Origin of the sequence: Streptomyces sp. IBSBF 2435 (assembly GCF_036815005.1) — a bacterium.
GTDB lineage: Bacteria > Actinomycetota > Actinomycetes > Streptomycetales > Streptomycetaceae > Actinacidiphila.
The window spans coordinates 19,514-37,306 of the sequence record NZ_JAJSYW010000074.1 but is presented as its reverse complement, the minus strand read 5'-3'; the positions used below and the strand labels follow the sequence as shown (position 1 = coordinate 37,306).

General features: G+C 72.2%; 18 protein-coding genes and 1 rRNA gene. 16 read left to right on the top strand and 3 right to left on the bottom strand.

The features are described 5' to 3' along the window. The 10 genes from rrf to V7E46_RS16670 all read left to right on the top strand — a co-directional run. A 5S ribosomal RNA gene (gene rrf, locus V7E46_RS16715) occupies positions 1-93 on the top strand; the annotation flags it as partial. Positions 94-292: 199 nt separating this feature from the next. Beyond that, positions 293-517 (top strand): hypothetical protein, encoded by a 225-nt coding sequence (locus tag V7E46_RS16710; protein WP_333769144.1) that lies wholly within the window; start codon positions 293-295, stop codon positions 515-517. Positions 518-618: 101 nt separating this feature from the next. After that, positions 619-1,266 (top strand): HAD family hydrolase, encoded by a 648-nt coding sequence (locus tag V7E46_RS16705; RefSeq protein ID WP_333769143.1) that lies wholly within the window; start codon positions 619-621, stop codon positions 1,264-1,266. A 196-nt stretch (positions 1,267-1,462) separates the two neighbouring features. Then, complete coding sequence (locus tag V7E46_RS16700) at positions 1,463-2,668, top strand: MFS transporter (protein WP_333769142.1); 1,206 nt, start codon at positions 1,463-1,465, stop codon at positions 2,666-2,668. Next, positions 2,637-3,833 (top strand): acetoin utilization protein AcuC, encoded by a 1,197-nt coding sequence (locus tag V7E46_RS16695; protein WP_333769141.1) that lies wholly within the window; start codon positions 2,637-2,639, stop codon positions 3,831-3,833. The genes V7E46_RS16700 and V7E46_RS16695 overlap by 32 nt, the downstream gene beginning before the upstream one ends. A gap of 100 nt (positions 3,834-3,933) precedes the next feature. Continuing rightward, the gene (locus tag V7E46_RS16690; protein ID WP_333769140.1) at positions 3,934-4,755 is read left to right on the top strand and encodes a phosphatase; all 822 of its coding nucleotides are present in this window, start codon (positions 3,934-3,936) and stop codon (positions 4,753-4,755) included. 128 nt (positions 4,756-4,883) lie between these two features. Beyond that, entirely contained in the window at positions 4,884-5,096 is a 213-nt protein-coding gene (locus V7E46_RS16685) for a helix-turn-helix domain-containing protein (protein ID WP_329175855.1), read from the top strand. Between the two features lie 30 nt (positions 5,097-5,126). Beyond that, positions 5,127-5,330, top strand: coding sequence for a 30S ribosomal protein bS22 (locus V7E46_RS33915; protein WP_443054191.1), 204 nt, complete (start codon positions 5,127-5,129; stop codon positions 5,328-5,330). Positions 5,331-5,517: 187 nt separating this feature from the next. Further along, complete coding sequence (locus V7E46_RS16675; RefSeq protein WP_333769147.1) at positions 5,518-6,579, top strand: NAD-dependent epimerase/dehydratase family protein; 1,062 nt, start codon at positions 5,518-5,520, stop codon at positions 6,577-6,579. 50 nt (positions 6,580-6,629) lie between these two features. Further along, entirely contained in the window at positions 6,630-7,775 is a 1,146-nt protein-coding gene (locus V7E46_RS16670; RefSeq protein ID WP_333769139.1) for a lysophospholipid acyltransferase family protein, read from the top strand. A gap of 158 nt (positions 7,776-7,933) precedes the next feature. On the opposite strand, the gene V7E46_RS16665 is transcribed toward V7E46_RS16670, so the two are convergent. The 3 genes from V7E46_RS16665 to V7E46_RS16655 all read right to left on the bottom strand — a co-directional run bounded on the left by V7E46_RS16665 (position 7,934) and on the right by V7E46_RS16655 (position 11,438). Beyond that, a complete protein-coding gene (locus V7E46_RS16665; protein ID WP_333769138.1) occupies positions 7,934-9,151 on the bottom strand; it encodes a DUF5667 domain-containing protein in 1,218 nt (405 codons plus the stop codon). 192 nt (positions 9,152-9,343) lie between these two features. Further along, a complete protein-coding gene (locus V7E46_RS16660; RefSeq protein ID WP_329175852.1) occupies positions 9,344-10,147 on the bottom strand; it encodes an ECF subfamily RNA polymerase sigma factor, BldN family in 804 nt (267 codons plus the stop codon). A gap of 334 nt (positions 10,148-10,481) precedes the next feature. Further along, the gene (locus V7E46_RS16655; RefSeq protein WP_333769137.1) at positions 10,482-11,438 is read right to left on the bottom strand and encodes an HAD family hydrolase; all 957 of its coding nucleotides are present in this window, start codon (positions 11,436-11,438) and stop codon (positions 10,482-10,484) included. Between the two features lie 83 nt (positions 11,439-11,521). Here V7E46_RS16655 and V7E46_RS16650 point away from each other — a divergent pair, with 83 nt between their 5' ends. From V7E46_RS16650 to V7E46_RS16625, 6 genes are all read left to right on the top strand, one after another. Further along, positions 11,522-11,767, top strand: coding sequence for a glutaredoxin family protein (locus V7E46_RS16650; protein ID WP_333769136.1), 246 nt, complete (start codon positions 11,522-11,524; stop codon positions 11,765-11,767). Between the two features lie 382 nt (positions 11,768-12,149). Next, the gene (locus V7E46_RS16645) at positions 12,150-12,902 is read left to right on the top strand and encodes a 3'-5' exonuclease (protein ID WP_333769135.1); all 753 of its coding nucleotides are present in this window, start codon (positions 12,150-12,152) and stop codon (positions 12,900-12,902) included. 131 nt (positions 12,903-13,033) lie between these two features. Continuing rightward, on the top strand, positions 13,034-13,744 hold the full coding sequence (locus V7E46_RS16640; protein WP_033177671.1) for a redox-sensing transcriptional repressor Rex: 711 nt from the start codon (positions 13,034-13,036) through the stop codon (positions 13,742-13,744). Beyond that, positions 13,741-15,069 carry a glutamyl-tRNA reductase gene (locus V7E46_RS16635; RefSeq protein ID WP_333769134.1) on the top strand — a complete coding sequence of 443 codons (1,329 nt, stop codon included), beginning with the start codon at positions 13,741-13,743 and terminating at the stop codon, positions 15,067-15,069. The genes V7E46_RS16640 and V7E46_RS16635 overlap by 4 nt, the downstream gene beginning before the upstream one ends. Further along, the gene (gene hemC, locus V7E46_RS16630; RefSeq protein ID WP_333769133.1) at positions 15,069-16,052 is read left to right on the top strand and encodes a hydroxymethylbilane synthase; all 984 of its coding nucleotides are present in this window, start codon (positions 15,069-15,071) and stop codon (positions 16,050-16,052) included. The genes V7E46_RS16635 and hemC overlap by 1 nt, the downstream gene beginning before the upstream one ends. Before the next feature lie 92 nt (positions 16,053-16,144). After that, positions 16,145-17,743, top strand: coding sequence for a bifunctional uroporphyrinogen-III C-methyltransferase/uroporphyrinogen-III synthase (locus tag V7E46_RS16625; protein WP_333769132.1), 1,599 nt, complete (start codon positions 16,145-16,147; stop codon positions 17,741-17,743). Positions 17,744-17,793 lie beyond the last annotated feature (50 nt).

The following is a 17,793-nucleotide window of genomic DNA, read 5'->3' as shown; positions in this document are numbered from 1 at the left end:
ACGCCCGGTTACATTCCGAACCCGGAAGCTAAGCCTTTCAGCGCCGATGGTACTGCAGGGGGGACCCTGTGGGAGAGTAGGACACCGCCGAACAATTATTAGAAAGTCCCGCCCCCGGGGTCACCTCGGGGGCGGGACTTTTTTGCGTTGGCCGGCCACTGCTGGCCCAGCTGACCGTCCGCAATGGTCTGGACCTGTGAGTGGCGCGGCGGCTAGCATGCGAGCGGCATCGCACCACCTCCCGCGACATCTGGCGCTAAGTCAGCATGTCTCTGCGCAAAGGAGTTGGCACGTGAAAAGACGTATCGGACTGTTCGCCGCTGTTGTCGCCGCGGTCGTGGTTCCCCTCGGCGCCGCCTCGGCCGCCGGCGCGAGCCAGGAGTTCCCGCACCTGGCGGGCGCGTACCGCAGTTACGCCGACTGTCAGACCGCAGGGCAGGCCGGCTACGCGTTGTGGGGCCCGGTCTTCCAGTGCACCGCCGGCCAGGACGGATGGGTCTACCTCTACACCCACTGACCGCGGCCCGTACCGGTGCCGGGTGTCCCTCCGCGAGGGCGCCCGGCACCGGCGCGCAGGCGTCCGAACCCGGTGCGGCGGATCCCGTCTACAGTGGTGCGATGTCATACGGCCTGGTCATCTTCGACAACGACGGCGTCCTTGTGGACAGTGAGCGGATGTCCAACCTCATCCTGGCGGAGTGCCTGACCGAGGCCGGATATCCGACCAGCTTCGATGACTCGGTCAGGGACTTCATGGGCGCCGCCATGCACCGTGTGCACGATGTGGTGCGGGAGCGGCACGGGGAGAGCCTGCCCGAAGGTTTTGACGCCGGGTATCACGAAAGGGTCTTCGCGGCGTTCGAGGCGGAGTTGGAGCCGGTCGCCGGGGTCGCGCTCGTACTGGACAAGCTCGCGGCGGACGGGGTGGCGTACTGCCTGGCGTCGTCCGGGGGGCATGAGCGGATCAGGGTCGCGCTGCGGAAGACCGGGCTGTACGAGAAGTTCGGGGAGCAGCGGATCTTCTCGGCGCAGGACGTGGGACGGGGGAAGCCGGCGCCGGACCTCTTCCTGTATGCCGCCCGCACCATGGGCGTGGCGCCCGAGCGGTGTGCCGTCGTGGAGGACAGCGGGCTGGGGGTCGCGGCGGCGCTGGCGGCCGGGATGGATGTGTACGGCTACACCGCGATGACGCCGGCCGCGAAGCTCAAGGACGCGACCGCGCTGTTCGGGTGCATGACCGAGCTGCCCGACCTGCTCCTGCGCTGACCGTCACGGATCCGGTCCGGCCCGCAGCGGCCTCCGCGACGGCCCCGCACCCGACCCCCGCGGCTGACCGCGGGCCGGTCCCGGGCTGATCGCGGGGCTGATCCCGGCCCGGAACGCGGTGTGTCCCCGCCGTGACTCACGATCGTGACTCCGTGCACCTACTCATCCGTAGCTTTCGCGTCTACCGTGCTCGCTTATGGACGACGCTCGCCCGCAGACCCTGCGGCACGGCCGAGCCGCCCTCGCGGTCAGCTTCTTCGCGCAGGGGGCGCTCTTCGCCTTGCTGGTGACCCGGATTCCGGCGATCCAGGACCGCTACGGGATCAGTGACGGGCTGCTGCCGGTGTTCCTGGCCGCGGTGCCCATCCTGGCGGGGCTCGGCAGTGTCGGGACCGAGCAGCTGGTCAAGCGGGTGCGGCCCAGCGTCGTCCTGCGCTGGGTGCAGCCGGTGGTCGCGCTGGTGCTGCTCGTCCTGGGCGCCGGGGACCGGATGTGGGTCGCGGCGGTGGCGCTGGCGCTGTTCGGGGTGTGCGTCGGCGGGCTCGACGCGTCGATGAACATGCTCGGGGTGAGCCTCCAGCGGGAGTACGGCCGCAGCATCATGCTGGGCTTCCACGCCGCGTACAGCCTGGGCGGGATCATCGGGGCTTCGCTGGCCTGGTCGGGGGCGCACTGGCACATCTCGCTGGTGGCGCTGTACGGGCCCGTGGTGCTGGTGCTGATCCCGCTGACGCTGGCCGCGAGCCGCCGGTACCGGGACGCGGCCGACGCCCGGCTGGAGGGCGCGCCGAAGGAGACGCAGCCGGTGGTGATGCGGCTGCTGATGCCGCTCTGCCTGGTGATGGCGTTCGCGTACATCGGCGACTCGACGGTCTCCAACTGGAGCGCGAAGTATCTGCAGGACACCCTGCACAGCTCGGAGCAGCTGTCGACGGTCCCCTACGCCGTCTACATGGTGACGACGCTGATCGGCCGCTCGGTGGGCGACTTCGGGGTGCGGCGGTTCGGCGCGGCGGCTGTGGTGCGGCTGGGGGCGGTCGTGGCGATGGCGGGCTTCGCGGTGGTGGCGGTGGCGCCAGGCGCGTGGGTGGGCATGCTCGGCTTCACGCTGCTGGGCTTCGGGCTGTGCGTGATCGTGCCGCAGACCTTCGCGGCGGCCGGGCGGATGTTCCCGGGGGCGTCGGACACGGCCATCGCGCGGCTGAACGTCTTCAACTACGTCGGATTCCTGGTGGGCTCGCCGCTGGTGGGGGCGCTGGGCGATGCGTGGAGCTACCGGGGGGCGATGATCGTGCCCATGGTGCTGGTGGGGGCGACGCTGCATTACGCCAGGTCCTTCTCCGCCGGGCCCGCCGGGTACGGTGTCGGCCATGAGCGGCCGAGCACAGTTGATGTGGGATGAGCGGGTCACCGGCTACGACTTCGGCCCCGGGCATCCGATGGACCCGGTGCGGCTCTCGCTCACCCGGGATCTGGTGCGGGCGCTCGGGCTCGACCCGGCACTGACAGTGGTGGCGGCGCCGCCCGCGGGGGACTCGACGCTGACACTGGTGCACGACGCGGACTATGTGGCGGCGGTACGCCGGGCGTCGCAGGAGCAGGAGCCGGCCGTCGTACCGGCGGCGTACCTGACCTACGCCTCGTACGGGCTGGGGACGGACGACAATCCGGTCTTCCCGCGGATGCACGAGGTCTCGGCGCTGATCGCCGGGCAGTCGGTCGCGGCGGCGGAGGCGGTATGGCGCGGCGAGGTGGCGCACGCGGTGAATTTCGCCGGCGGGCTGCACCATGCGATGCCCGGGTCCGCGGCGGGCTTCTGCGTCTACAACGACGCGGCCCTCGCGGTGGCGCGGCTGCTGGAGCTGGGCGCGGAGCGGGTCGCGTACGTCGATGTGGACGTCCACCACGGCGACGGGGTGCAGACGGCGTTCTGGGACGATCCGCGGGTGCTGACGATCTCGCTGCACGAGCATCCGCGGACGCTCTTCCCGCACACCGGCTGGCCGGAGGAGACCGGGGGCCCTGCGGCCGAGGGCGGGGCGGTGAATGTGGCGCTGCCGGCCGGGACGGGTGACGCGGGCTGGCTGCGGGCCTTCCACGCCGTGGTGCCCGAGCTGCTGGCCGCCTTCCGGCCGCAGGTGCTGGTGAGCCAGCACGGAGCCGATACGCACGTGGAGGACCCGCTGGCGCACCTGGCGGTGTCGCTGGACGCCCAGCGGGTGGTGGCCGAGGCGTGCCACGCGCTGGCGCACGAGCACGCGGCGGGGCGCTGGGTGGCGCTCGGCGGCGGAGGCTACGCGGTCGCCGACGTGGTGCCGCGGACGTGGACGCATCTGGTCGCCATCGCGGCGGGTGTGCCGCTGCCGCCGGAGACGCCGGTGCCGGAGGAGTGGCGGCACCAGGCCTACGCCCGTACCGGGCAGCCTGCGCCGCTGCGGATGACGGACGGCTGCGAGCCGTGCTGGAAGGGCTTCGAGGAGGCCGGCTACGACCCGGCCGACCGGCTCGACCAGGCGGTCCTGGCGACCCGGCGGGCGGTCTTCCCGCTGCACGGGCTGCTGCCGTGACGCGGCGGCGTACGGCCGGTGCCCGGTCCGCGGGATACCTGTAGGGTGAATTCGGCGGTTTCCGACCACCGTGGGCGGGTCTGGCCGGGACGATCATGCCGTGGTGAGTGTCGGCGCGCTGCGCGCGCATCTGGTGGCGGCCGGGCTGGCCGGGCTGACCGCGACGCCGCGGGAGAAGAGCCTGGCGAGCTACCGGCTGTTCGCGGCGCGCGATCCGCGGCTGACGCTGGGGCTCGACCCGGAGGGCGCGTGGACGGCCCCGGACCTGCTGCGGCTGATGGCGGACCGGTGCGGGGTGTCCCCCGACCCGGAGCGGACGACGGGCTTCGACGTGATCGACCCGGACTGCACGCTGGCGGCGCTCGACGCGTTCGCTGAGCGGCTCGCGAGGGCCGCGTGTGACCGCATTCCGGTGCTCTTGGGCACAGGACATCCACACCGCCTCCTTGGTTTCTACGCATCTTTGGCCGCGGCTCTCTCGGCGGCGGGATGTGTCGTCCTCACCCCCGCGTATGGGCGTGATGTGGACGTGCCCACGCAGTTCGGCGTACGCCGCCATCATTTGTGGTACGTCGGCGGGGTCGCGGTCGTCCGGCCGGTGGTCACGGAGGGTGAGGAGCCGCCGGTCGAGGCGGGTGCGCACACCCACTCGCCACTGCCGGTCAGGGTGGCTCTCGCGGCGGCTGCAGAACAGGGCGGAAAGCTGCCGGGGCTGGTCGTCGGCGACCACGGATTCGTATGCGGCGCAGGTCAGTTGGGCATCGAGACGATCGGCCTGGCGGACTCCGACGACCCGGCCGTATTCGTGGCCGAGGCGGAGGGCAGCGTATCGGTCGCGGTGCCCGTCGACGACACCGTCCGGTCCGATTACTACCGGCCATTGACGCGCTACGTACTCAAACAGGCCTGGCTGTCACAGTAGTCAACCATTGGCAACTCCTCTTCCCCACTCACCACATGCGCCCCTAATCTGGGGGGGAGCGCACACGCCGCTTTGAGTCGCCGGAGGGGAAGCCGGTGCCCGGCGTGTGCGGAAGGTTCAGGTGTGACATGACTGCTACAGAAACCCGACCTCTCAACGAGGTCGTTTTCCTCACCGTCGCCGAAGTGGCGGCGGTGATGCGGGTGTCGAAGATGACCGTGTACCGACTGGTGCACAGCGGCCATCTGCCGGCGATTCGCGTGGGCCGTTCGTTCCGGGTTCCGGAGCAGGCCGTCCACGAGTACCTGCGGGAGTCCTACGTGGGGGTGGAATCTGCCTGAGAAGGCCCTGACGGGCAGACGACCGTCCGCGTGGGCCTCGTTTATGTCCGTCCGCTCCGGACGGGTAGGCTTGGCCGACGTAGGTCGTGTGGGCTCGGACGCCCCGCACCGAGTGAAACCGAAGCGAGGGTAGTCGTGGGCTCTGTCATCAAGAAGCGGCGTAAGCGTATGGCCAAGAAGAAGCACCGCAAGCTGCTGAAGCGGACGCGTGTCCAGCGCCGCAACAAGAAGTAAGCGGGCGACTTTTCCGCCGCACTTCCTGCCCTCCCGCACCGCCTCCCGGCGGTGCGGGAGGGCAGTGGCATGTCCGGGGCGCGCGCCCCGGTGTCCGGGCTGCAACGGCTGCATGTCGGGGGGCGCGCGGGGGAGGCGCAGAGGATACGGTGCGGGTATTCCCCGAGGAAGGCGCTGAACCGTGGGCGTGGGCAAGGTGGTGCTCGTCACAGGCGCCGCGCGGCAGCTCGGCGGCCGGTTCGTCCGGCGGATCCAGCACGACCCCGAGGTCGAGCGGGTCGTCGCCGTCGACGTGGTGCCGCCGGAGCACGAACTGGGCGGCGCGGAATTCGTCAGGGCCGACATCCGGCAGCCGATGATCGCCAAGGTGCTCGCACAGCACTCGGTCGACACCGTCGTGCACCTGGACGTCAGCGGCACCCCGCTGGGCTCCGGCGGCCGGACGCAGGCCAAGGAGACCAACGTCATCGGCACCATGCAGCTGCTCGGTGCCTGCCAGAAGGCGCCGACCGTACGGCGGCTGGTCGTCAAGTCCACCACCAGCGTCTACGGCTCCGCGCCGCGCGACCCCGCGGTCTTCCGCGAGACGACCCCGGTGAAGTCGCTGCCCAGCGGCGGCTTCGCGAAGGACGCAGTCGAGGTCGAGGGATACGTACGAGGCTTCGCCCGCCGCCGCCCGGACGTCGCGGTCGCGGTGCTGCGCTTCGCGAACATCCTCGGGCCCGACGCGGACACCCCGCTCGCGGAGTTCTTCGCGCTGCCCGTACTGCCGACGGTCTTCGGCTACGACCCGCGGCTGCAGTTCGTGCACGAGGACGACGTCCTGGCCGTCACGGTGCTGGCCGCGCTCGAACCCCGCCGCGGCACCCTCAACAGCGGCACCTTCAACATCGCGGGCGACGGGGTGCTGCTGCTGTCGCAGACCGCCAGGCGGCTCGGCAAGCCCACCGTGCCGGTGCTGCTGCCCGCGGTCACCTGGATCGGCCAGGTGCTGCGGACCGCCGGCGTCACGGACTTCGCGCCCGAGCAGATCCGGCTGCTCACGCACGGCCGGGTGGTGGACACCGCGCAGATGCGTGACACGCTCGGATTCGTACCGACCTACACCACCGCCGAGACCTTCCACGACTTCGCCCGCGGCCACGGCCCCGGACTGCTGCCCCCGGCCCGGCTGGCCGCGGCGGTCGACCGGCTGGCCGGGGCAGTGCCGCCCGCGGCGGGCGGTACGCGGACGGGGGCGCGGCGGTGACCGGCAGCGCTTCGGGTGCCTCGGGCACCTCAGGAGAAGGAGCAGGGACCATGGCCGATGCCAAGGTGATCCCGTTCGACGAGGACTCGCGCGGCAGGCGCGGCTCCGGGCGCTCCCGGGCGCCGCGCGGCCGTACGCCCGCGGCGGGCAAGGCGGCGGGCAAGGCGGCGGACGGCCCGCAGCCGCCGCTGGCCGCGGTGTCGGCGGACGGGACCGTACCGCCGCCGCCGGGGATCCCCGCGCAGGCCGACGGGGGCCGTCCCGGCCCCGGGGCGGCCTCCGGGCAGGAAGGGGCCGCCGCCCGGCCCGGGGACCTCGGCGGGGCGCTCGCGGGCGTCGCCGACCGCGTCCTGGGCGGCGACTGGGAGCGCAAGGTCGCCTCGGGGCTGGCCTTCCTGCGGCGCCGGGTCACCGGGGACTACGAGGTCGACGAATTCGGCTACGACGCCGAGCTGACCGACCAGGTGCTGATGTCGCTGCTGCGGCCGATGTTCGGGGCGTACTTCCGCGTCGAGGTCCGCGGTATCGAGAACATCCCCGCGGAAGGCGGCGCGCTCGTCGTCTCCAACCACTCCGGCACGCTGCCGCTGGACGGTCTGATGACCCAGGTCGCCGTCCACGACCACCACCCCGCCGGGCGCCATCTGCGGCTGCTCGCCGCCGACCTGGTCTTCATGCTCCCGCTGGTCAACGAACTGGCCCGCAAGCTCGGCCACACGCTGGCCTGCGCGGAGGACGCGGAGGTCCTGCTGGAGCGCGGCGAGGTCGTCGGGGTGATGCCCGAGGGCTTCAAGGGCCTCGGGAAGCCCTTCTCCGACCGCTACAAGCTCCAGCGCTTCGGGCGGGGAGGTTTCGTGGCGACTGCGCTCAAGACGAAGGTGCCGATCGTGCCGTGCTCCGTGGTGGGGGCGGAGGAGATCTACCCCATGGTCGGGAACTCCCGCACGGCGGCGCGGCTGCTGGGGCTGCCCTACTTCCCGCTCACCCCGACCTTCCCCTGGCTGGGGCCCGCGGGCCTGGTCCCGCTCCCCACGAAGTGGGTGATCCAGTTCGGCGAGCCCATCGCGACGGACGGCTACCCGCCGGAGGCGGCGGAGGACCCGATGCTGGTCTTCAACCTGACGGACCAGGTCCGGGAAACGATTCAGCACACGCTGTACGAACTCCTGGTCCAACGCCGGTCCGTCTTCTTCTGACGCAGCGTGCCGGTTCGCCGCGCCCCAACCGGGGACCCTCTGCGGAAGAGGGCACCCACCAGGGGCGCGAGGAACTGCGCGCTCAGCCCCCATGCCGGGGAAGGGCCCGGGGACGTCCCCGGGTGGCAGGACGCGCGGACCCCCCTCAGGACCAGGCGTCAGCCCTCATCATCGGTGGTCGTCCCCAGGCCGAGGCCCGGGAGGAGGCCGGGGAGGAGCGGGGGCAGGGTGACGGAGTGGTCGGACGGGGCCGAGGGGCTCGGCGAACCCGGGGTGGGCAGCGCGGGAAGCGGCCCGAGCGGATTCGTACCGCCGATCAGCCCGCCGCCCGGCGTACCCGACGGCGACGGCGTGGCACTCTGCCCACCGGTGCCGCCCTGCCCGGGCGTGGCCGAGGACGAGGTGGACGGCGCCGACGACGTACCGGCGGACGGGCCGGAGCCCGCGGAACCGGAGCCGTCGTGCCCGTGCTCGCCCTTCTTCGGCTTCGGCAGCAGGTCCTGCAGCGGCGCGACCTCCTGGTCTATGGCGTCGAAGACCGAGGAGACCTGCTCCGACACGTCGGTGAGCTGGCTGGGCAGCTTGCCCCGCAGATCGCTCCAGCCCTGCCGGTGGCCTGCCGTGAAGGAGTTCAGCGTCTCGATCGGCTGGATCGAGCCGTCGTCCTGGTAGGCCTGGCTGAGCAGCCGGTGGCCCTCCGCGGCCTCCTGCTGCATGCCGGACAGGGCCTTGCGCACCTCGGAGACGGATTCGTCGTCGAGCGGCCCGCCGCGGCCGCGTTCCATGAGGCGGCGGGCCTCCTGGAGGCGGGTGGAGGCCATGTCGAGGTAGACCTTGCCCCGGGAGGCGTCACCGCTGGCCATGTCGAGCTTGAGGTCCTCCATGCCGCGCTTGAGGCCGTAGAGGGTGTCGCCCGGCAGCGCGTTGGTGCTGGCCGCGGCGACTCCGCCGAAGGCGCCGGCGGCGACGCCCACGGTGAGGCCGCCGACGGCGAGCCGGCGGGAGAGCCGGCTGCGCGGGGTGAGCCGGCGCAGCCGATGGCTGCCCTGGCTTTCCTTGCGCTGTTCCGGCACCCGGGGGGTGACCGGGAAGCTGCCGTCCGCGAGCGCCTGCTCCATCGCGGCGATCAGTTGTGCGCGTTGCACGGTCTTGCGCTCGGGGTCGAGCGCGGGCCGCGGCTGTTCCGCGAGCGTCGAGGCGAGCGCCAGCAGCGCGGCCTGCTCGGGGTCGGCGTGCCGGGCCGCGGCATGGCTGCCGTGCGCGCCGGGCGTGCCCTGCTGCCGCCCTGCCTCGGCGGTGTCCTCCTGGACGGCCGCGTCCTCAAGGGCTTGGGCGAAGGCGTTCGCCCGGCGGTGTGCCGTTGCCTGTCCGATCACGGGCGGCACCTCCTCTCGTCATCCACACTCGACTCCCCGTGCCGCGGGTGGGTTGCGCTGCCTGCCCCCATGCACCCGATCGGGTGAAGCGCGGCGGGCGTGGCCCGGCACAAAGTTGTCTGCATGTGAAGCAACGAGTGTCGCTCCAGTTGGGTTACGCAGGTGTGATGATCGTGCGGCGCCACCGAGGTCTCACCTCGCGTCGTCGGGCAGGAGTCTGGCCAGCGTACGCACAGCGCGGTACTGGAGGGTCTTGATCGCGCCTTCGTTCTTGCCCATCACACGGGCGGTCTCGGCCACCGACAGGCCTTGCAGGAAGCGCAGGGTGACGCATTCCTGCTGCTGCGGGTTGAGCTTGCGCACGGCGGTGAGCAGCGCCTCGTTGGACAGCGACTCCAGGACGGAGTCCTCGGGGCTGCGCTCGACCTCGTTGGCGTCGAGCATTTCGCCGGTGGTCACTTCCAGCCGGAAACGGCTCGACTTGAAGTGGTCGGCGACCAGATTTCGGGCGATCGTGACCAGCCACGCGCCGAAATCGCGGCCCTGCCAGGTGAAGGTGCCGATTCTGCGCAGGGCGCGCAGGAACGTCTCACTGGTCAGGTCCTCGGCCGTGGCCTTGGACCCGACCCGGTAGTAGATGTAGCGGTAGACGGTGTCGCTGTAGTGGTCGTACAGCCGGCCGAAGGCCTCCGTCTCGCCGTCCTGGGCGCGTTCGACCAGGTCCATCATCCGGCCGGAGTCGGTGTCGGAGGCGGGGCGGCGGGCCTGGGCGCCAGGGGCGGCGCCGTTCGAACCTGCCGCGCCCGAGCTGTTGCGGGTGCGTCTGCCTGCGGCTGTGCTGACTTCGGCCAGCGCGTACGCCGGACCGGGGACGGTGGGACCTGACGTGGCGAGGGTGGGCCGGGCGTACGCGGGGACTGTGCGCATCAGTCGGTCGAGCACCAGTGCGCGCAACGCAGCCAGGCCGGAGGTGTCAACCCCGTCGTGTGGGTACACGGGACTCCCAGAGGCAGAACTTCCATCACGTGCAGTACGGGACCGTTCACCCGTCGTGGCGACGCGTGGGTTCCGGATTGCGTCTGAGGAGAATAACGCTTCGTACAGGCGACGCTACACCGAGTTGCGCAAATCGCCGTTTGCGCCACTTCCTGTACGGAATGAGGATCGACCAATTATCGAACGGCCGACCCCTGTTGACCACTTTCGTTCGTGAACAGCTCACACAGAGGCCGTGTTGTGACCGTGTGCGTGCCGCACGAGCCGTATGGGCCGCGTGGGCCGCCGGGGATCGTACGGGCCGGGGCGCGGCTCTACCGGCGGCGCGCCGCCGTCACTTGCGGCGGCGGTGGATCGCGACGGCCGCGGCGGTGCCGCCCGCGACCGCGCCCATGCCCGCGGCGGCCGGAATGCCGATCCGCGCGGCCTTGCGCCCGGTGCGGTAGTCGCGCAGCCGCCAGCCCTTGGCGCGGGCGTGCTTGCGCAGCCGGGCGTCGGGGTTGATCGCATAGGGGTGGCCGACCAGCGACAGTATCGGGATGTCGTTGTGCGAGTCGCTGTACGCGGCGCACAGCGACAGGTCCAGGTCCTCCGCCGCCGCCAGCGCGCGTACCGCCTCGGCCTTCGCCGGGCCGTGCAGCGGCTCGCCGACCAGCCGTCCGGTGTAGACGCCGTCGACCGACTCCGCGACCGTGCCGAGCGCGCCGGTCAGGCCCAGCCGGCGGGCGATGATCGTGGCCGTCTCCAGGGGCGCGGCCGTGACCAGCCACACCCGCTGGCCCGCGTCCAGGTGCGCCTGCGCCAGGGCGCGGGTACCGGGCCAGATCTTCTCCGCCATGTACTCGTCATAGATCTCCTCGCCGATGGACATCAGTTCCTCGACGCGGTGCCCCTTGACGATCGACAGCGCGCTGTCGCGGGCCTCCTGCATGTGCTCGGGGTCCTCGGCGCCGGCCATCCGGAAGTACGCCTGCTGCCAGGCGAAGCGCAACAGGTCGCGGGTGTCGAAGAAATGCCGCTTGTACAGGCCGCGGCCGAAGTGGAACAGCGCGGCGCCCTGCATCACGGTGTTGTCCAGGTCGAAGAACGCGGCGGCCCGGGGGTCGCCCGCCACCGGGAAGGCGGACTCCGCTTCCGGGTCCTGCGGTTCTTCCGTTTCCTTCGCGGCGGTTTCGGGCCTGGGCTTCGTCGCGAGCGCCGCTTCCGCGGCGGCTGCGGCGGCCTCGCCGGCCACAACACTCCGCTGCGTGGCGGACTGCCTGCGGGGGGTGAGCCATCTGAGAGCGGCCATAACGCGAGCATAACCACCCTGCGGGACATGGCAGGTTCGGCCACGATGCGGGTACGTGAACCGCGGGCGTCACAATGTGCGGTATGACGAGTGCGAGGACCGTGACGCTGATCGGGAAGCCGGGGTGTCATCTGTGCGATGACGCTCGCGCGGTGGTGGAGAAGGTCGCCGCCGCGACCGGGGCTGTCCTGGTCGAGCAGGACATCACTCAGGACGAGGAGTTGTACCGGCGGTACTGGGAGCAGATTCCTGTTGTCCTGGTGGACGGGGAGCAGCACACGTTCTGGCGCGTAGACGAGCTTCGCCTGCGGCGAGCTTTGGCCGTCTGACCGCGCGCACCCCCACGCTGCTGGGTGTCCGGCCCCGTCCCGCCCCGTCCCTCGGTGCGCCGGCCGTGCGGCCACCTGACGGCTGGCGGCGCCCCCGCAGGGGGGCGGGGAACGGCGCGCTCAGCCCACCCCCACGCGTGGGTCGTCACCGGCCCGGAGGGGCTGTTCGATCCGCTCCGGGCCACCGGCCGGCGGCGGGCTGCTCGCGCAGTTCCCCGCGCCCCTGAGTGGGCCCCCCTCCTACGCGGAGGCACCGCCAGAACCCCCGCGCCTGGGGGAAGCGCACCCGCCGACGCAGCGGCAAGCTCGGTCCCGCGCCACCCGATCGGGTAGGATCGGTGGCGTTTTGTGCGGCCGGGGGCGATGTGCGAGGAGAGTGCCGATGCCCTCGGTGAGAGGAACCGCGGAAAGCGGCCACGTGCCCTCGGGGGAAGGAGCCGCCGCCGGCGGCTACGTCGTCGTGGACGTCGAGGCGACCGGGTCGTCCTCGCGCCGGCACCGGGTCATCGAGCTGGCGGTCGTGCTGCTGGACCGCGATCTGGCGCCCGAGGGCGAGTTCACGACCCTCCTGGACCCGCAGGGCCCGGTCGGGCCGACCCACATCCACGGCATCGAGCCCGGGCACATCCGCGGCGCCCCGCGCTTCGCGGGGATCGCCGCCCGGCTGCTGACGCTGCTGCGCGGCCGCGTACTGGTCGGGCACAACGTCGGGTGCGACCGGGCGTTCCTGGCCGCCGAATACGCCCGGGTCGGGGTGCGGCTGCCCGCCGTGCCCGAGGTGTGCACGATGCGGATGGCCGCCGACCGCCGCCGCGACAACCCGGCGCCGTACGGGCTGTCGCTGCGCGCATGTGTACAGGCGCTGGGTGTGACCGGCTGGACCCCGCACACCGCGCTCGGCGACGCCCGCGCGGCAGCGGCGCTTTTCAGCCACTTTGTGGCGCAGTCCCGAGCCACCGCCGGTGGTGCGGGCGTCGCGGACGCCGCCGGTCTGGAGCGGCGGTTGTTGCAGGCGGCAGGTGTCCGCTGGCCCGAGCCCCCTGTTCCGCCGACGGCCACCACCACGCTCTGGAAGCACCGCAGCAACGATTCGTCACGGCGAAGCGTGCCCAATGTCCGTAATGGGAGCGCGTGATGCCCATCACTTCCGCCGGGCAAAACGGACACCATCTTTGTGCACGCGTTCACAAAGACATAGCCTGGCGTGCACGGGGCGGCCCCAAAGGCCGTGGTCGCCCTCAGCCCAGCTCTACCCGCAGGAGCACCGTGGCAACTGGCCGATCGCACCGACCGGCGACTCGCAGCCGAGGGATTCCCGAGGCCACCGTCGCCAGGCTTCCGCTGTACCTGCGGGCGCTGACCGCTCTGTCCGAGCGCTCCGTGCCCACCGTGTCCTCGGAGGAGCTCGCCGCCGCGGCCGGGGTCAACTCGGCCAAGCTGCGCAAGGACTTCTCCTATCTCGGCTCGTACGGGACCAGGGGCGTCGGCTACGACGTCGAATACCTCGTCTACCAGATCAGCCGTGAGCTGGGCCTCACCCAGGACTGGCCGGTCGTCATCGTCGGTATCGGCAACCTCGGCGCCGCCCTCGCCAATTACGGCGGGTTCGCCTCCCGCGGCTTCCGCGTCGCGGCCCTGCTCGACGCGGACGCGTCGCTGGCCGGGCGGCTGGTCGCGGGACTGCCGGTGCGGCACATCGACGAGCTGGAAGCGATCGTCGCCGACAACCAGGTGTCGATCGGGGTCATCGCGACCCCGGCGGGCGCCGCACAGGAGGTCACCGACCGGCTGGTCAACGCCGGGGTGACCTCGATTCTCAACTTCGCCCCCACCGTGCTGTCGGTGCCGGACGGCGTGGACGTACGCAAGGTCGATCTGTCCATCGAACTGCAGATCCTCGCGTTCCACGAGCAGCGCAAGGCCGGTGAAGGGCGCCAGGAGCCCGACGGGGACGTACCCGCCGTGATGCCCGCATGAGTCTGCTGGTTGTCGGACTGTCGCATCGCAGCGCGCCGGTGAGCGTGCTGGAGCGGGCCGCGCTCACCGAGGACGCGCGGGCCAAGCTGCTCCTGGACGCGCTTGCCGCCGAGCCCGCGAGTGAGGCGGTGGCGCTGTCCACCTGCAACCGCATCGAGCTGTACGCCGACGTGGACAAATTCCACGCAGGCGTCGCCGAGCTGTCCACGCTGCTGGCCCAGCACAGCGGTGTCGGCCTCGACGAGCTGACCCCGTACCTGTACGTGCACTACGAGGACCGGGCGGTCCACCACCTGCTGTCGGTGGCCTGCGGGCTGGACTCGATGGTCGTCGGCGAGGGCCAGATCCTCGGCCAGATCAAGGACGCGCTCGCGGTCGGCCAGGAGCTGCACACCGCGGGGCGGCTGCTCAACGACCTCTTCCAGCAGGCCCTGCGGGTCGGCAAGCGCGCCCACTCCGAGACCGGCATCGACCGGGCGGGCCAGTCACTGGTCACCTTCGGCCTGGCCCAGCTCGCCCCCGCGACCGGCCCCCTCGCGGGCAGGCGGGCGCTGGTGGTGGGCGCCGGCTCCATGTCGTCGCTGGCCGCCGCCACGCTGGCCCGCGCCGGGGTCGACCGGCTGACGATCGCCAACCGCACGACCGACCGCGCCGTCCGGCTGGCCCGGCTGCTCACCGAGCAGGGCGCCGACGCCCGCGCGGTGACCATGGCCGAGCTGGGCCGCGCGCTCGCCGACGCCGACATCGTGGTGTCCTGTACCGGCTCCACCGGCCTGGTGCTCACCGTGGAGGACCTGCGGGCGGCCGGTCCGCTGGCCGTACTGGACCTGGCGATGCCGCGGGACGTCGACCCGGCCGCGCGCGACCTCGACGGTGTGCACCTGGCCGACATAGAGTCGCTGGCCGCCGCGTCCGCCGACGCCCCGATGGCCGCCGACGTGGACGCCGTCCAGGCGATCGTCGCGGAGGAGGTCGCCGCCTTCGGCGCCGCCCAGCGCGCCGCGCGGATCACCCCGACCGTGGTGGCGCTGCGCGCCATGGCCGCCGATGTCGTTGCGGGTGAACTTTCCCGGCTCGACGGTAGGCTGCCCGGTCTGGACGACAAGGAACGCGCGGAGATCACCCAGACCGTGCGCCGCGTCGTCGACAAGCTCCTGCACGCCCCGACCGTGCGGGTCAAGCAGCTCGCGGGCGAGCCCGGCGGCGCCGGGTACGCCGACGCGCTGCGAGAACTCTTCGACCTCGACCCGCAGGCGGTCGCCGCCGTCAGCCGGGCCGAAACCCGGCCTCCGGCCGTGGGGCAGAACCGAATCGAGGCTGGCTGATGACCAAGGCGGTACCTGAGGGGCGCCCCGCTGGCGGCGCACTCCGGCTGGGAACGCGGAAGAGCAAACTGGCGATGGCCCAGTCCGGCATGGTCGCCGACCAGGTCCGGCAGCTCACCGGACGGGACGTCGAACTGGTCGAGATCACCACCTACGGCGACATCTCCCGGGAGAGCCTGGCCCAGATCGGCGGCACCGGCGTCTTCGTCTCGGCGCTGCGCGACGCGCTGCTCGCCGGGGACATCGACTTCGCCGTGCACAGCCTGAAGGACCTGCCGACCGCGGCCCCCGAGGGGCTGACGCTGGCCGCCGTCCCGGTCCGCGAGGACCCGCGCGACGCGCTGGTCGCCAGGGACGGGCTGACCTTCGAGGCGCTGCCGCCCGGCGCCACGGTCGGCACCGGGTCGCCCCGCCGGATGGCCCAGCTCAACTCGTGGGCGCGGTCACACGGTCTGGACATCGAGACAGTCCCGATCCGTGGCAACGTTGACACCAGGATCGGGTACGTTACTTCCGGCAAGCTCGACGCCGTCGTGCTGGCCGCCGCCGGGCTGAACCGTATCGGCAGGATCGCGGAGGCGACCGAGCTGATCGCCGCCGACGCCGTACTGCCCGCCCCCGGCCAGGGGGCACTGGCCGTCGAGTGCGCCGCTTCCAACCCGGAGCTGGCCGCACAGCTCGCCGGGCTCGACGACCCGTTCACCCGGGTCGCCGTGACCGCCGAGCGATCCCTGCTCGCCGCCCTCGAGGCCGGCTGCAGCGCCCCTGTGGGCGCGCTGGCCGACCTTGTGGCCGACGGGCAGACTACCGAGCTGCGCCTGCGCGGCGTCGTCGGCACGACCGACGGCACCTCGCTGGTGCAGATGTCCATCACCGGTCCCGCACCGGCGTCCGACGACGAAGCGCGTGCCCTCGGCCGCGAACTCGCCGACGAGATGCTCGCCAAGGGTGCGGCCGGTCTTATGGGGGAGCGCGCACTTTGAACCCCGCCGCCGTCGCTGCTGCGACGAACACCGCCGCCGGTACGGCCCTTTCGGCCGGCACCGCCGCAAGTCCCGGCTCCGCCGGGCGGTCCGTGACCGGTCACGTCACCTTCCTGGGTGCCGGGCCTGGTGACCCCGGGCTGCTGACCCTGCGCGCCGTCGAAGCGCTCGCCCTGGCCGACCTGCTGGTCGGCGACAGGCCAGTGCTCGACGTCGTCCGCATCCACGCCCGAGCGGACGTGAACACGGCGGAACCGGCCGTGGACGCCGAGGTGTTGGACACCACCGCCCTTGCCGATGCCGCTTCACAGCTTGTCATGGCGTCCGCGCGGACCGGCAAGCGGGTGGTACGTGCGGTGGTCGGTGACCCCGGTCTCGACTCCTGCGCCGCCGCCGAGATGCTGGCCTGCGCCCGTGCGGGCATCCCCTTCGAGGTCGTGCCCGGCATCGCCAGCGCGGTGGGCGTGCCCGCCTACGCCGGGGTGCCGCTCAGCGGCGACGTGCGCTTCGTGGACGCCGCCACCGCCTCCGACCGGTGCTGGAGCGAGGTCGGCGCCAGCGACGCCACGCTGGTGGTCTCCACGACCCTGCAGACGGTCGCCGCGACCGCCGCCGAGCTGATCGGCTCAGGACGCAGGCCCGACACCCTGCTGTCGGTGACCGTGGCCGGCACCACCACCCGGCAGCGCACCTGGACCGCGACGCTGGCCACCATCGCCGCCGAACTCAAGGCCACCAAGGCGCTGCCCACCCCCGAGGGCCCGATCGCGGCCATAGCCGTGGTCGGGGAACGGGCCGGCCAGCGCGAGCACCTGTCGTGGTTCGAGACCAAGCCGCTGTTCGGCTGGCGGGTGCTCGTACCGCGGACGAAGGAGCAGGCCGCGTCGCTCTCCGACCAACTGCGCTCGTACGGCGCCGTGCCGCACGAGGTGCCGACCATCGCGGTGGAACCGCCGCGCACCCCGCAGCAGATGGAGCGCGCCGTCAAGGGCCTGGTCACCGGGCGCTACGAGTGGATCGCCTTCACCTCGGTCAACGCGGTCAAGGCGGTGCGGGAGAAGTTCGAGGAGTACGGGCTCGACGCGCGCGCCTTCGCCGGGATAAAGGTCGCCGCCGTCGGTGAGCAGACCGCCCAGTCGCTGGTCGAATTCGGCGTCAAGCCGGACCTCATGCCCAGCGGCGAGCAGTCGGCGGCCGGGCTGCTGGAGGACTGGCCGCCGTACGACCCGGTCTTCGACCCGATCGACCGGGTCTTCCTGCCGCGCGCCGACATCGCCACCGAGACCCTGGTCGCCGGCCTGGTCGAACTGGGCTGGGAGGTGGACGACGTCACCGCCTACCGCACGGTACGGGCGTCGCCCCCGCCGGCCGACACCCGCGAGGCCATCAAGGGCGGCGGCTTCGACGCGGTGCTCTTCACCTCGTCCTCGACCGTGCGCAATCTGGTCGGCATCGCGGGGAAGCCGCACAATGTCACCGTGATCGCCTGCATCGGGCCGGCCACGGCCAAGACGGCGGAGGAGCACGGGCTGCGGGTCGACGTGATGGCTCCCGAGCCGTCCGTGCACGCGCTTGCCCAGGCGCTCGCCGATTTCGGCCTCGCCCGGCGCGAAGCCGCCGGTGCGGCCGGCGATCCTGTCACCCGCCCCAGCGAACGCCGTCCCGGCGCCCGCCGCCGCGCCCGGGTCTGACCCGCTTCCGCCGGGCGCGGGGGCCGTGCGGTTCCCCGTGCCCGGGGCGG

What these genes read in the sequence shown, in the direction of transcription:
- V7E46_RS16705 (WP_333769143.1), top strand. Translation starts at nt 619, where the DNA reads ATGTCATACGGCCTGGTCATCTTCGACAACGACGGCGTCCTTGTGGAC.
- V7E46_RS16700 (WP_333769142.1), top strand. Translation starts at nt 1,463, where the DNA reads ATGGACGACGCTCGCCCGCAGACCCTGCGGCACGGCCGAGCCGCCCTC.
- V7E46_RS16695 (WP_333769141.1), top strand. Translation starts at nt 2,637, where the DNA reads ATGAGCGGCCGAGCACAGTTGATGTGGGATGAGCGGGTCACCGGCTAC.
- V7E46_RS16685 (WP_329175855.1), top strand. Translation starts at nt 4,884, where the DNA reads ATGACTGCTACAGAAACCCGACCTCTCAACGAGGTCGTTTTCCTCACC.
- V7E46_RS16670 (WP_333769139.1), top strand. Translation starts at nt 6,630, where the DNA reads ATGGCCGATGCCAAGGTGATCCCGTTCGACGAGGACTCGCGCGGCAGG.
- V7E46_RS16655 (WP_333769137.1), bottom strand. Translation starts at nt 11,438, where the DNA reads ATGGCCGCTCTCAGATGGCTCACCCCCCGCAGGCAGTCCGCCACGCAG.
- V7E46_RS16650 (WP_333769136.1), top strand. Translation starts at nt 11,522, where the DNA reads ATGACGAGTGCGAGGACCGTGACGCTGATCGGGAAGCCGGGGTGTCAT.
- V7E46_RS16645 (WP_333769135.1), top strand. Translation starts at nt 12,150, where the DNA reads ATGCCCTCGGTGAGAGGAACCGCGGAAAGCGGCCACGTGCCCTCGGGG.
- V7E46_RS16635 (WP_333769134.1), top strand. Translation starts at nt 13,741, where the DNA reads ATGAGTCTGCTGGTTGTCGGACTGTCGCATCGCAGCGCGCCGGTGAGC.
- hemC (WP_333769133.1), top strand. Translation starts at nt 15,069, where the DNA reads ATGACCAAGGCGGTACCTGAGGGGCGCCCCGCTGGCGGCGCACTCCGG.